The sequence below is a fragment of the Corallococcus silvisoli genome, from assembly GCF_009909145.1.
Classification (GTDB): domain Bacteria; phylum Myxococcota; class Myxococcia; order Myxococcales; family Myxococcaceae; genus Corallococcus; species Corallococcus silvisoli.
In genome coordinates this window covers 173,363-185,945 of the sequence record NZ_JAAAPJ010000009.1, presented here as the reverse complement: position 1 = coordinate 185,945, position 12,583 = coordinate 173,363, and the positions used below count along the sequence as shown (strand labels likewise).

Sequence of the window (12,583 nt, the reverse complement as noted above, 5' to 3'; positions counted from 1 at the left end):
CGGGTGACTACTCCTTCAGCAGGTTGGCGGAGATGACGATGCGCTGGATCTCGCTCGTCCCCTCGTAGATCTCGGTGATGCGCGCGTCGCGCACGTGGCGCTCGGCGTCCATCTCCTTGCTGTAGCCCATGCCGCCGTGGATCTGCAGGGCCTTGTTGGCCACGCGGCTGGCCATCTCGCTGGCGTACAGCTTGGCCATGGCGCTCTCCGGGCTGTGGCGCACGCCCTTGTCCTTCATCAGCGCCGCGCGCCACACCAGCAGCCGGGCCGCGTCGATCTCCAGGGCCATGTCGGCGATCATGAACTGGATGGCCTGGTGGTCGCGGATGGGCTTGCCGAACGTCTTGCGCTCGCCCGAGTAGCGCACCGCCTCCTCGAAGGCCGCGCGCGCGATGCCCAGCGCCTGCGACGCGATGCCGATCCGGCCGCCGTCCAGCGTGGACATGGCGACCTTGAAGCCCTCGCCCTCCTTGCCCAGGCGGTACTTCTCCGGCACGCGCATGTCCTCGAAGAACATGGAGCAGGACCAGGCGGCGCTGATGCCCATCTTCCGGTCGGGCTCCGCGCGGGTGAAGCCGGGGGTGTTGGTGGGCACGAGGAAGGCGGTGATGCCCTTGTTGCCGGCCTCCCGGTTCGTCATCGTGATGAGGACGATGGCGTCGGCCTTGGGGCCGTTGGTGATCCAGTTCTTGGAGCCGTTGATGATGTACTCGTCGCCCCGCTTCACGGCGACGGTCTTCTGGGCGGCGGCGTCGCTGCCGGCCTCGGGCTCCGTGAGGCCGAAGCAGCCGAGCTTCTCACCGCTGGCGAAGGGCTTGAGGAACTGCTCCTTCTGCTCCGGGGTGCCGAACTTGGACACCGGGTCGCAGTAGAGCGAGTTGTTCACGCTCATGATGACGCCAGTGGAGGCGCAGCCGCGCGAGATCTCCTCCATCGCGATGGCGTAGCAGACGTTGTCCAGGCCCGCGCCGCCCCACTCTTCCGGCACGGCGATGCCCAGCAGCGACAGCTCCGCCAGCTTCTTCACCGCGTCCGTGGGCCAGGCGTGCTGTTCGTCCCACCTGCGGGCGTTGGGGATGAGTTCCTTGGCGGCGAACTCGCGGCACAGCCGCTGGATCTCGCGCTGGATGTCGGTCAGCTCGAAGTTCATGGTGGACATCCCATAGTACGCGGCCCGTCCCGGGGCTACTTCGAAGACGTCCCGCCCTCCTCCGGTGCGGGAACCCGGGTCCCGAAGAACATCGCCAGCGGGACGGTCACGTCGAGGGACACGTCCGTGCGGGCGCCCGCGTCCGTCCAGGTCCTGCGCACCACCACCGACACCGTCCAGGGTTGGGTGTCCCGGTGCCGTTCAATCAGGTCATAGGTAAGCCCTGCCCCGGCCACCCCGCCCTTGCCGTCCCCTCCCCAGACGCCTGCTCCCTCGGCCAGCACGCCGAAGCGGGACGTGTCCGGGAAGGCGTACACCCGGGCCCCGGCGAGCAGGCGGAGGGTGGAGGGGCCCAGGCGCAGCTGGGGCTCCACGAAGGGCGACAGGATGAGCGTGGGGCCGGGCACGTCCAGGGGCGGGGTGGCCCACGGGTGGACGGGCCAGGAGAGCACCCAGTGGGCGCCGTCACCCCACTCGCGCCGGAGGTCCGGGATGAGGGGCTCCAGGAAGCACAGCGTGTAGATGCACAGCGTGCGCTTCCAGGACACCAGGGCCGGGGCGCGGTGCTCGGCTGGCGCCTCCGCGTCCGGCTCCGGCTCCGCGCCGGCCCAGGCGGGCGGCGCGGCCAGGAAGCACAGCAGGCTCCCGGCCGCGACCGCGGGCTTCACGTCACTTGCCCTGGAACGCGGCTGGACGCTTGGCGAGGAACGCGGCCATGCCCTCGCGCTGATCCTCCGAACCGAAGAGGACCGCGAAGCCCTGGCGCTCCAGCTCGTTGGCGGCGCGCAGGTCCTGGTCCGCGCCGTACTCCACCACGCGCTTGGCCTGGGCCACCGCGAGCGGGCCGTTCTTGAGGATCTTCTCCGCCACCGCGCGGCAGTGGGCCATCAGCTGATCCGCGGGCAGGACCTCCAGCACCAGGCCGATCTCCTTCGCCTTCGCCGCGTCGATGCGGTCCGCGGTGAAGAGCAGCTCCTTGGCGCGGGCGCGGCCCAGCAGGCGCGTGAGGCGCTGGGTGCCGCCGAAGCCCGGGATGACGCCCAGGGTGACTTCGGGCACGCCCAGCTTCGCCTTCTCCGACGCGTAGATGAGGTCGCAGCCCAGCGCCAGCTCCAGGCCGCCGCCCAGCGCGAAGCCGTTGACGGCCGCGATGGTGGGGATGGGCAGGTTCTCCAGGGACTCGAAGACGTGGTGTCCCAGGGCGGAGAACTCGCGCGCCTGGGCGGCGGAGATGGTGGCCATCTCCGCGATGTCCGCGCCGGCGACGAAGGCCTTCTCGCCCCCGCCGGTGATGATCAGCGCGCGCGTGTCGCCCGTCAGCGAACGCAGCGCGTGGTCCATCTCGTGGAAGGTGGCGGTGTTGAGCGCGTTGAGCGCCTTGGGGCGGTCCACCGTGAGGGTGGCGATGGCGCCGTCCTGGGCGAACCGGATGTTCTGGTAGTCCATGTGTGGGGCTCCCGGGGGTTAGTACTTGTAGAAGCCGCGGCCGCTCTTCTTGCCGTACCAGCCCGCGTCCACGTACTGGCGCAAGAGCGGGCACGGGCGGTACTTGGAGTCCCCCAGGCCCTTGTGCAGGACCTCGGCGATGTAGAGCACCGTGTCCAGGCCGATGAAGTCCGCCAGCTGGAGCGGGCCCATGGGCTGGTTGGTGCCCAGCTTCATCGCGGTGTCGATGTCCTCCGCGGTGCCCAGGCCCTCCATCAGCGCGAAGCAGGCCTCGTTGAGCATGGGGATGAGGATGCGGTTGACGATGAAGCCCGGGTAGTCCTTGGACACCACCGTCGTCTTGCCCATGCGCTCGGCCATGGCGCGGATGGTGGCGTACGTCTCATCGCTGGTGGCCGCGCCGCGGATGAGCTCCACCAGCTGCATCACCGGCACGGGGTTCATGAAGTGCATCCCGATGACGGACTCGGGGCGCTTCGTGGCCGCGGCGATGCGGGTGATGGGGATGGAGGACGTGTTGGTGGCCAGGATGCCGCCGGGCCGCACGACCTCGTCCAGCTCCAGGAAGATGCGGCGCTTGAGGTCCTCGTTCTCCGTCACGGCCTCGATGGCGACGTCCACGTCCTTGGCGTCGCGCGCGCTGGTGAAGGTGGCGAGGTTGGCCTCGGCGGCCTGCTGCTTCGCCGCGTCCAGCTTGCCCTTCTCCACCAGCTTCTTGAGGCCGGCCTTGATGCGGTCCGCGCCCTTGGCGAGCCCGTCCTTGTTGACGTCCACCAGCGACACGCGCAGGCCCGCCTGGAGCGCCACCTGCGCGATGCCCGCGCCCATCTGCCCTGCCCCGACGACGACGATGTGTTCCGTTGCCATGGCGACTTCTCCTGTGTCGGCGGCCATAACGCACGCCCCCAGGAGGGTCAACGGCTGGTGGCGGGCAGCCGCAGCTGGCGGACGATGGCCTCACCCTCGCCCACCGTCAGCGGCTCCTCCAGGCGCACCCGGGGCTCCTGGCCCTCCACCTTCACGAACAGCCGCATGCGGAAGCTGCCCTGGGGCAGCCCCACCTTGAACGTCACCTCCGGTGGGGGGCCGCTCGCGAAGAAGCGCTCCTCGCGCTTGAGGATGTGCTCTTCCGGATCCACCACCTGGAGGTCCATGGCGCGCGCGCGGCTCCAGCCCTCGCCGTCGAGCTGGAGGATGAGCTGACGCTCGGGCACGTCCGTGGCCCGCCAGAGCCACAGGCCCACCGCGACGATGGCGATGAGCGCCAGCCGCTTGGGCAGCGGGTGCGTGCGCCAGCCCGCGCGGGGCTTCTCCGGGGCGGGCGCGGGGGCCTCCGGCACGGGCTGTTCCGGCGCTTCCGCCACGTCCCTACTCCCGCTTCGAGCGCTTGGAGGCCGGCCGGCGCGCGTTCAGTTCGGTGATGACCACGCGGGTGGTGGGCGGCGCCTCCGCGGACTTCTTGCCCTTCGCGGGGGGCTCCGGCGGCGCTGCTTCCTCCGCCTTCTCCGACGGCACCAGGCGGATCTGCGCCTTCACCTCCACCGTCATGCCGGAGAGCAGCTTGAGGAACTCGTCGCGCAGCTTCTCCGACTGCATGAAGCGGCGCAGCTCCTCCGTGACGACGCGGGAGATGTCGTCCTTCGTCTTCTCCGCCTGGGAGAGGATGAAGCCCAGCGCCTCCTTGGGGAGCTTGAGCTGGCCGGCGAGGGCACGGATGCCCTCCTCGCCCATGAAGATCGCGCCCATCCCGGCCACCGCCATGCGCCGCACGAAATCCGGCACGAAGCCGCCCGAGCGGCTCTCGCGTCCGTGCTGCTGCTCCGAGTCGTCGAACAGCGGATCAGGCGGGAGGTCGTCGTTGCCGGCCGGGGCCATGCGGTCTCCTTCTCTCAGTTGGACCCTACCGGGCCTGCATCACCGGCAGGGGCACGCTCTTCATGGACTGCGCGGACACGCGGCCGGCCACGTTGCGGGCGATCGCCTGGAAGGCCTGGGCCTCCGGGCTGTCCTTGTGCCCCACCACCACCGGCACGCCGGAGTCTCCCGCTTCGCGCACCTTGAGGTCGAGGGGGATCTCCCCCAGGAATGGAATGCCGAACATCTCCGCGGCCTTGTGCCCGCCGCCGTGGTTGAAGATGGGCGTGCTCTTGGAGCAGTGCGGGCAGATGAACTGGCTCATGTTCTCCACGATGCCCAGCACCGGGATGTGCACCTTGTCGAACATCTGCTTGGCGCGCACCACGTCCGCCAGCGCCACGTCCTGCGGCGTCGTCACCAGCACCGCGCCCGCCGCCCGCACCGACTGGGACAGGGTCAGGGCCACGTCGCCCGTGCCCGGGGGCAGGTCCAGGATGAGGTAGTCCAGCTCACCCCAGTTCACGTCGCGCACCAGCTGCATCAGGGCGCCGTGGAGCATGGGGCCGCGCCAGATGAGCGCCTGATCCGCCTCCACCAGGAAGCCGATGGACATGATCTTCAGGCCATGCGCGATCAGCGGATCCAACGTCTTGCCGTTGGGGCTCACCGGGCGCTTGTCCGCGGTGCCCGTCATCAGCGGCACGGACGGGCCGTAGAAGTCCGCGTCCAGCAGGCCCACCTTGGCGCCGTGCTGCGCGAGCGACGCGGCCAGGTTCACCGCCACCGTGCTCTTGCCCACGCCACCCTTGCCGGCGCCCACGAGCAGGATGTTCTTCACGCCCGGCAGCAGCGCCCCGCCGCCAGAGCCTCCGGCGACGCCGCGCACCTGGGCGCCCCACTCGATGTCGAAGGACTTCAGGCCCGGCACCGCCTTGAGCGCGGCCTCCGCGTCCGCCTGGATCTTCCCCTTCATGGGACACGCGGGCGTGGTCAGTTCAATCTTCAGCTTCACCGTGTCGCCGGTGACGCGGACGTCCTTCACCATCCCGGCCTTCACCAGGTCGACGTGCAGTTCGGGGTCGATCACCTTCGACATGGCCGCCATCACATCGGCCTGGGAGACGCTCATCGGGACACCTGAAACCTTTTGAAAACAGGCGCTTGCACGCTTGAAGGGGGGCGGAGATTGCCAGCACTCCGGGGGCTGTCAACGTCGTTTAACGCAGGGGCCCTGGGGGCGCACCCGCCGTTGAACCCGCGGGAGCGCCCCTGGCTTCTGGCCGTCATTCGATGGCCGCCACGCGGTATTCGCCGTCTTCCAGGAGCAGCCGCACCGCGCGCTCCTCGCCCAGGGGGAACAGGGCCTCGCCCGCCGCCACCCGCACGCGGGTGTTGAGGGCCAGACGGGCGCGGCGCAGGCGCTCCTTCGAAAGGGGCTCGCGCTCGAAGTCCTCGCGCAGGCGCTCGGGCGTGTAGCGGGCACGCAGCGGCGAGGCGAGCAGGCCCCACGCTCCCTTCCAGTCGCGCGCGTCCACCGCGTCGAGGAACTTCTTCAGCGCCGCCCGGGGCACGTCCGCCGCGCGCGACTCCACCACGCGCCAGTCCTCGCCCTGGCGGGCCAGGGTGACGGAGGGGGCCCGGGCCTCCAGCATGGCCGCGCCCGAGCGGACCGCGGCGGCCCGCTCGGTCCGGGCGGGGGCGTCGGAGTACTCGTCCAGGAAGGCCACCTCCCCGTCCGGCCCTCCGGTCGTCAGGCGGTAGGCGTCCTGGAGCCGGTTCTCCTCCAGGGCCTTCGCGTACGCCTCCGCCACGGTGGTGGGGTCGCGCGAAGCGGTGGCGCAGGCGGTGCCGAGCAGGAGGAGGCCCAGGGGAGCGAGGCGGGTCATCACTGGCGCGGCAGGGTAGACCCCGTGCCTGGGCCGGGCAATCTCCAGGTGCCCTCCCCCGCCCTCGCTCCTCCGGCGGGCGCCGTCAATGGCGCCGCAGGAGCTGGACGACCCAGAGCACCAGGTCCGCCAGGTCGACGCCGTCCGCCACGTCCTCCATGGAGGGGAGGCTGCTCGGTTCGCGGTTCTTGGGGAGGCTGGAGCCCGCCACGGCGCCCTGGGGCGCGTGCTCGCCGCAGTAGAGGTCGCCGTTCCAGGCCCACGCGTGGGGCACGGACACGGCGAGGCCGCAGTGGACGCACGAAAGGGGCGAGTGCACGCCCCACCCGCCCGACGGGGAATCCGACGGCGGCAGCGGGGCCGTGGCGCCTGGACTCCTCCACGGATCCGCGCCCCCGTCCGTCGCGGGGGCGACCTCCCAGCCCCCCGAGGTGGCCGGTCCCTTCGGCGGCGTCACGGTGGCGTGCTCCAGGGCCTCGAACTTGCCCGCGTCCAGCCACGCGCCACCGCAGTGGGTGCACAGGTCCACGCTGCACACGCGCGCGGACACGAGCCCCAGCCGCGCGCCGCAGCCCGGACAGCCCAGGGGCTCGCTGTCGCAGGTGGCACAGTGGACCTGGGCACGCGGCACCAGGTGCCCTCCCTTGCGGCACCGCGACGCGGCCTGACGCGCCGTGTTCATCAGCGGCTGGAGCGACGGCCGGTCCGGGAAGCGCTCCAGCTCACCGCGGTCGAAGAACAGGCCGTGGCAGCGCGGACAGAGGTCCACCTCCACGTCCGACGCCTGGACGACGTTCAACGGCTGGCTGGGGCACACCGGGCAGGAGCGGGCCATCCCGCCATGCTAGTCGAAGCGCCGCGACGCCGCCCCGAAGCCCCAGAGGCTCCAGGACGCGGTGCAGAAGGCGTAGGTCGCCGGGTGCGCCGCGCCCGACAGCAGCTTGAGCAGCGACAGCCCGCCCCGGGCGCCGCCGTAGCGGACGAGCTCGAAGTCGTCCGACGCGACGCGTGCCTCCTCCAACGCGTGGCGGCAGACCTCCTCGAAGCCGCCGATGCGGTCCACCAGCCCGGCCTCCTTCGCGCGCAGGCCCGAGTAGACGCGGCCCTCCGCGCGCTGGTGGATCTCCTCCTTGGTCCGGCCGCGCGCCTGGGCCACCAGCTCCAGGAAGGACTGGTAGCCCTCCTCCACCTCGCGCTCCAGGGCGGCGCGCTCGTGCGGCGTGAAGGCCCGGGACGAGGAGAAGAAGGCCGCGTTCTCCCCCCGCGCCAGCGTGGTGCGGTGGATGCCCAGCTTCTCCAGCAGCGCGCCGTAGTCGAACTTGCCCATGAAGATGCCGATGGAGCCCACCACCGCGTGCGGCGCGGACCAGATCTCCTTCGCGCCAATGGCCGCCATGTAGCCGCCGCTCGCGCAGACCTGGTCCACGTACGCGATGACGGGCTTCTGCTTCGCCACGCGCTTGACCGCCTCCAGGATCTGCTCGGACGCGAGCGCCGAGCCGCCCGGGCTGGACACCGCCAGCACCACCGCCTTCGCCCGTGTGTCGCGCCCCGCCTGGCGCAGCGCCTTCACCACCGAGTCCGCCGCCGCGAACCGGCCCGCGCCGCCGCCGCCCGGGATGATGATGCCCGCCACGTCCACCACCGCCAGCCGGGGCTTGCGCTTGAACCTGCGCCACTTCACCGGCGGGAACGCGAGCGTCTCCAGGTACGCGTCGAAGGTGGGCACCGGCGGCTCCTCGTCCTTCTTCGCCTCCAGCCCCAGGTGCGTGCCCAGGTCCGCCTCGTGGACCAGCCCGTCCACCAGCCCCGCCTCCAGGGCCCGCTTCGCGCTGTAGGGGCCGGCGTCGATGAGCGCCCGCGCCTCCTCGGGAGTCTTGCCGCGGCCCGCCGCGATGGCGGCCACGAGGGCGCCGTAGCGCTCGTCCAGGAAGGACTCCAGCGTCTGTCGCTGGATGTCGGACACCTTGCCGTCCGTGAAGAGCTCCGGCGCCGTCTTGTAGTCGCCGCGCCGGGCGAAGTGGGCCTGGATTCCCACCCGCTCGAAGGCCTCGCCCAGCACCGTGGCCTCGGCGGCGTAGCCCACCAGCTCCACCCGGCCCATGGGGGCGAGCAGCACCTCGTCCGCCGCGGCCAGCACGGGGTACGCGTCCGTGTCCACCATCACCGCCCAGGACACCACCCGCTTGCCCGCGGCCTGGAAGTCCGACAGCAGCGCCCTCAGGGCCTCGCGCCGCGCATCCGGGACGCCCAGCCCCTCCACCTCCAGGAGGATGCCCTCCAGCTTCGCGTCCCGGGCCAGCAGCTTCAGCGCCCGGCCCAGGGCCTCCACCGACGTCACCGTCGCGGGCTCCTCCGGCGCGCGGCCCCACCGGAAGCGCGGCACCGGGCGCGGGCGGTACGGCGGGGTCCCGGAGAGCCGGAACCGGACCCAGGTGGGCCGCTTTCGCCCCGCGATCAGCCGGAAGGGCAGGCCCAGGAGCAGGCGCAGCCCCAGGAAGAGGTTGACCACGAGGAGGAAGGGAAGGCGGAGCATCCGGCGCGCGTAACGCTCCCGCCACGGTGAAGCAACCCCTGTTCACCCGCGCCCGGCGGCTCTGTTAGGCTCAAGGCCCATGTCCTCCCCCTCCCTCCCCCGGCTTGTTCTCGTCCTCGCCCTCGTCTGGGGCGGCGCTGTCCTGGCGCAGCCCCAGCGCAAGCAGCCCCAGGAGTTCCAGACCCGCAAGGAGCTGACCGCGGAAGAGAAGGCCGCCGCCAAGGCGCGCGCCATGGGCAACAACCTCAACGGCTACGGCAAGGACGTGCAGATCAAGGAGACGCCCATCCCGTGGATGGCCATTGGCCTCGTGGGCATCGTCTTCCTGGTCGCCGCGCCCTTCGCCATCCGCGCGTACCGCGGCACCGTGAAGGAGATGGCGGATACCAACACCTTCGGCGCCCGCGGCAACGCCTCCGAGGACGAGGCCTGAGTCGAGGAGGCGCGAGCCTTCCTCCTCCGCCTCACGCCGGACGGACCTCCACCGCTCCGCCCGGCGACACGTCGATGTGAACCGGCAGGAAGCGCCGCAGCACCTCCGCCTGGACCGTCATCGCGCCGGTGATGCGCGCGGCGGTGAAGCGCGTGGTGCCCGGCGTCACCGCCCCCAGCCGCCCCGACGCCAGCAGCGCCGCCGGCAGGAGCAGCTGCTCCGCCAGGTGCTCATCCAGCGCGCCCCCCGTCTGCATGAACCGGGTCAGCGCCTCCGCCGCCTCGCGGCCCACGCCCTCCGCGTCGTGGCCTCCGTTTCCCAGCGAGGTGAAGGCCGCGACGGTGTGCTCGAACTGCGCGAGGATGAACGTCGCCGTGCCCTGCGAGCGCGTCACCGGCACGGGCCGGTTGTCGGCCTCCGCCAGGATGCCCCGCTCGCGCAGCGCGGCCACCGCGGCGCGGGACTGGCGCTCCGCGATCGCGAAGGGCAGCCCGCCCACGAGCGTCATCACCCGCACCTCGCGCAGCACGCCGCGCGCGGGAAGGTCCACGCGCACCGGCGGCTCCACCGGCGCGCCGATCTCCGCGGTGAACTCGCCCGCGCCCTCCGGGTGGAAGCCCGCGTGCGTGAGCGACAGCTGCACGGGCAGGCCGTACGCGCGCGCCACCGGCAGCCACGCGCCGACCAGGGCGTGGAAGCTGGGGCTGTCGCGCAGGTGCGTGGCGCCGCGCAAGGTGAGCCGGCCGCCCCCCGCGAGCGCCAGCGGATACACCAGGCACTGGAAGAGCCGGGGCGTGCTCCCTGATGCGCCGGCCTCCAGCAGGTAATCCCCCGCGCGCACCGGGCCGGGGGTGAAGTGGATTTCGGAGGCGCCCACGACGGCGCCCTCGCTGGTGCTGGTGCTCAGGGCCTCCGCGCCGCGCACGTACGCCAGGTGCTGCGGGCGCAGGCCGGAGGGCTCCCGGCGCTCGCGCAGCCGGGTCAGCTGGAAGGGACGGCCGGTGATGAGCGACAGACACAGCGCGGAGCGGAGGACGTGGCCACCCCCCTCCCCCATGCTTCCGTCGAGCAGCACCCGCCCGGAGTCGGGCCGGTCGTGACCGGTCATGTCCCTCCCGTCATGGTGTCAGGCGCGCGGCCCCTGAATGGCCGCGGTCCGCGTTGACGGCGCGGCAGCCTAGCAGACGCCGCGCGGGGGGACCGGGGAACTACGGCTCGTCCAGCGCCGGCAGCACATTCACCTTGAGCGCACTTGGCTCCGCCACGGAGTGATGCACCCGGTGCATGGCGCGCACGAAGTCGGTCGGCTTCGCCTCGTTGATGTTGGGCACGAAGGTCTGGGGGTTGCGGTCGATGAACGGGAACCAGCTGGACTGCACCTGCACCATCAGCCGGTGCCCGCGCTGGAAGGTGTGGAACACGTCGTTGATGACGAAGCGCACCTTCGTCACCTCGTTGGGGGTGAAGGCCTTCGGCTCCGAGTAGCTGTCGCGGAAGCGGCCCCGGAACGGCTCGCCGCGCACCAGCGTCTGCTGGCTGCCCCGGTTGTGCTCCCCGGACTGCTCCTGCTCCTTGGTGAAGCCGGGCACCTTGCCGGGGTTCACGTCCACCAGCTTCACCACCCAGTCCGCGTCGCTCCCGGTGGTGGAAACCCACAGCTCCGCCTCCAGCGGGCCCGCCACGGTGAGATCCTTCTGAAGGGGCTCCGTCTGGTAGACGAGCACGTCCGGCCGCCGCGCCGCGAAGCGCTGATCCTCCGTCATGTAGGCCTTGGACCAGCCAGGGCTCAGGTCCTGGGTGTACGGCACCGGCTTCGCGGGGTCGCTCACGTATTCGTCGAACGACGGCGCGGTGGCCGTGGGCGCCTGGAACGTCAGCGCGCCCTGGGGTTGGAAGTACAGCCGCGTCGGCTTCGTGCCCTTGGGCGGCCACGCGTCCAGGCGGCGCCAGCGGTTGGCGCCGCCCTCGAAGACCAGCGCCTCCGGGACGCCCGCGTCCGGGCCGCCCTTCAGGTGCTGCTGGAAGAAGGCCAGCACCAGGTCCTGGTACGTGGTGCTGGTGGGGAAGCCGAAGTCCGCGTCGCCCAGGGACGTGCCGCTCGAGCGCATCCAGCCGCCGTGGGGCCAGGGGCCCATCACCAGCGTGTTGGCGATGCCGGGGTTCTGCTTCTCGATGGCGGCGTAGGTGTGGAGCGGGCCGTAGAGATCCTCCGTGTCGTACCAGCCGCCGACCACCATCACCGCCGCCTTGATGTTCTTCAGGTGCGGCAGCAGGTTCCGCGCCTGCCAGAAGGCGTCGTAGTTGGGGTGCGCGACGATCTCGTTCCAGAAGGCGATGTCGCCGTGGAAGTGCTTCGCGTCCGCGTTGGACACCGGCCCCAGGTCCAGGAAGAACTGGTAGGCGTCCGGAGTGCCGAAGTCGAAGGGCTTCCAGTCCACGTCGTCGGTGGGCGCGGGGCGCGGCTTGCCGAAGCTGGAGAAGAAGCTGAAGGAGAGCTGGAGGTTGAGGGCGCCATGCCGGTGCATGTCGTCCCAGAACCAGTCCGCGATGGGCGCCTGCGGCGACACCGCCTTGAGCGCGGGGTGTGAGTCGATGGCGCCCGCGGACGAGTAGAAGCCGGGATAGGACACGCCCCACATGCCCACGCGGCCGTTGTTGTTCGGCACGCGCTTCGTGAGCCAGTCGATGGTGTCGTAGGTGTCGCTGCTCTCGTCCACCTCCTTGCCGCGCTTGGTGTCGCGGTGGGGGCGCATGTTGACGAACTCACCCTCGGACATGAACCGGCCGCGCACGTCCTGGAAGGCGAAGATGAAGCCGTCCTTCTCGAACGCGGCGGTCGCCAGGGTCTGTTTGTACTGGCCGGCCCCGTAGGGCCCCACCGAATACGGCGTGCGCATCAGCAGCACGGGGTAGCGCTTCTGGGGGCTGGCGTCCGTGGGGACATAGAACGTCGTGAAGAGCTTCACGCCGTCGCGCATGGGGATGCGCACCTCGTACTTGGCGTAGTGCGACCGGATGTAGGCCGCGCGCTCGGCGTCTGGGTCCGCGGCGGACTTCGGGGGCGTGGCGGATGACTGCGCGACGGCGGTGCCGGACAGGGAGAACAGCGCGAGCGCGGTCAGCAGGCCGCGGGTGCCGAAGGACATGATGCCCTCCTCGGGTGCGAATGCAGGGGGACGCCATCTTGGGCGATGCGGCGCGGGCAAGGAAGCTGGATCGCTCCGCCGGCGCGCGAGAACGTGCAACCGTTGCACGCCCCAGGGCTGGCGCGATCA

At 71.4% G+C, this 12,583-nt stretch carries 13 protein-coding genes; 1 reads left to right on the top strand and 12 read right to left on the bottom strand.

Annotated features, from left to right (window positions below; genetic code table 11):
- Positions 1 to 7 precede the first annotated feature (7 nt).
- The 10 genes from GTY96_RS19515 to sppA all read right to left on the bottom strand — a co-directional run bounded on the left by GTY96_RS19515 (position 8) and on the right by sppA (position 8,875).
- Entirely contained in the window at positions 8 to 1,150 is a 1,143-nt protein-coding gene (locus GTY96_RS19515; RefSeq protein WP_161665494.1) for an acyl-CoA dehydrogenase, read from the bottom strand.
- A gap of 35 nt (positions 1,151 to 1,185) precedes the next feature.
- Positions 1,186 to 1,818 (bottom strand): hypothetical protein, encoded by a 633-nt coding sequence (locus GTY96_RS19510; RefSeq protein ID WP_161665493.1) that lies wholly within the window; start codon positions 1,816 to 1,818, stop codon positions 1,186 to 1,188.
- 1 nt (position 1,819) lies between these two features.
- Positions 1,820 to 2,596, bottom strand: coding sequence for an enoyl-CoA hydratase-related protein (locus GTY96_RS19505; RefSeq protein ID WP_143904614.1), 777 nt, complete (start codon positions 2,594 to 2,596; stop codon positions 1,820 to 1,822).
- A gap of 18 nt (positions 2,597 to 2,614) precedes the next feature.
- Positions 2,615 to 3,463 carry a 3-hydroxyacyl-CoA dehydrogenase family protein gene (locus tag GTY96_RS19500; protein ID WP_143904615.1) on the bottom strand — a complete coding sequence of 283 codons (849 nt, stop codon included), beginning with the start codon at positions 3,461 to 3,463 and terminating at the stop codon, positions 2,615 to 2,617.
- 47 nt (positions 3,464 to 3,510) lie between these two features.
- Complete coding sequence (locus GTY96_RS19495) at positions 3,511 to 3,960, bottom strand: hypothetical protein (RefSeq protein WP_255442500.1); 450 nt, start codon at positions 3,958 to 3,960, stop codon at positions 3,511 to 3,513.
- Positions 3,961 to 3,964: 4 nt separating this feature from the next.
- Entirely contained in the window at positions 3,965 to 4,471 is a 507-nt protein-coding gene (locus GTY96_RS19490; protein WP_143904616.1) for a hypothetical protein, read from the bottom strand.
- A gap of 25 nt (positions 4,472 to 4,496) precedes the next feature.
- Positions 4,497 to 5,582 (bottom strand): iron-sulfur cluster carrier protein ApbC, encoded by a 1,086-nt coding sequence (gene apbC, locus GTY96_RS19485; protein WP_143904617.1) that lies wholly within the window; start codon positions 5,580 to 5,582, stop codon positions 4,497 to 4,499.
- 154 nt (positions 5,583 to 5,736) lie between these two features.
- Positions 5,737 to 6,339, bottom strand: a complete 603-nt coding sequence (locus GTY96_RS19480) for a hypothetical protein (RefSeq protein ID WP_143904618.1) — start codon at positions 6,337 to 6,339, stop codon at positions 5,737 to 5,739.
- 85 nt (positions 6,340 to 6,424) lie between these two features.
- Entirely contained in the window at positions 6,425 to 7,174 is a 750-nt protein-coding gene (locus GTY96_RS19475; RefSeq protein ID WP_143904619.1) for a TFIIB-type zinc ribbon-containing protein, read from the bottom strand.
- 9 nt (positions 7,175 to 7,183) lie between these two features.
- A complete protein-coding gene (sppA, locus tag GTY96_RS19470) occupies positions 7,184 to 8,875 on the bottom strand; it encodes a signal peptide peptidase SppA (RefSeq protein WP_161665492.1) in 1,692 nt (563 codons plus the stop codon).
- A 79-nt stretch (positions 8,876 to 8,954) separates the two neighbouring features.
- Here sppA and GTY96_RS19465 point away from each other — a divergent pair, with 79 nt between their 5' ends.
- A complete protein-coding gene (locus GTY96_RS19465) occupies positions 8,955 to 9,308 on the top strand; it encodes a hypothetical protein (RefSeq protein ID WP_143904621.1) in 354 nt (117 codons plus the stop codon).
- Between the two features lie 31 nt (positions 9,309 to 9,339).
- Here the strand turns inward: GTY96_RS19465 and GTY96_RS19460 are convergent, their stop codons facing one another.
- Together GTY96_RS19460 and GTY96_RS19455 are read right to left on the bottom strand one after the other, a co-directional pair.
- On the bottom strand, positions 9,340 to 10,416 hold the full coding sequence (locus GTY96_RS19460) for an RNA 3'-terminal phosphate cyclase (RefSeq protein WP_143904622.1): 1,077 nt from the start codon (positions 10,414 to 10,416) through the stop codon (positions 9,340 to 9,342).
- A 100-nt stretch (positions 10,417 to 10,516) separates the two neighbouring features.
- Positions 10,517 to 12,454, bottom strand: a complete 1,938-nt coding sequence (locus GTY96_RS19455) for a CocE/NonD family hydrolase (protein WP_161665491.1) — start codon at positions 12,452 to 12,454, stop codon at positions 10,517 to 10,519.
- Positions 12,455 to 12,583: the final 129 nt, after the last annotated feature.